The sequence below is a fragment of the Massilia sp. CT11-108 genome (assembly GCF_047302915.1).
GTDB lineage: Bacteria > Pseudomonadota > Gammaproteobacteria > Burkholderiales > Burkholderiaceae_D > Telluria > Telluria orientalis.
In genome coordinates, this window is the sequence record NZ_JBKYMO010001273.1 from 1 (window position 1) to 424 (window position 424).

Below are 424 nucleotides of genomic sequence, written 5' to 3' on the forward strand. Positions count from 1 at the left end.
GGACCGGGTGCGGCCACGAACGTGTCGCCGGGCCAGGGCGCGAGCGCCGCGTGGGCCGGTCCCACGTCGCCCGACGTCGTCTTCACCGTGAAGGCTGCGGCCGCACCGAAGGATGCGCATATCCGCGTGTACGCGCGCCGCTTCGCCGAGATCGCGAGCATCGGCAAGCAGCCGTCGTTCGTGCGCGGCGACGGCGGCGCGGCGCTGGCGGACGGCACGAACGACGTGAGTATCCTGTTGACCAACCCGTTCGGCCTGGGCCCGGGCGATCCGCACAGCCCCGGCATCCGGATCGACGTGGACATCGTCGTGACGGTGCGCGGCGGCCAGCGCAAGCTGTGGAGCGGGATCCGCGTGCCCGTCGACCCGCCCGCCGCGCCGCCCTTGAACACGTTCGGCGGCACCGACCGCCTGCCGCTGGTGC

General features: G+C 73.8%; 1 protein-coding gene. It reads left to right on the top strand.

The annotated features are described in order from the left end of the window. Window positions 1-424: hypothetical protein (locus tag ACEN88_RS34370; protein ID WP_413346881.1), on the top strand; the 424-nt coding region annotated here is incomplete at both ends.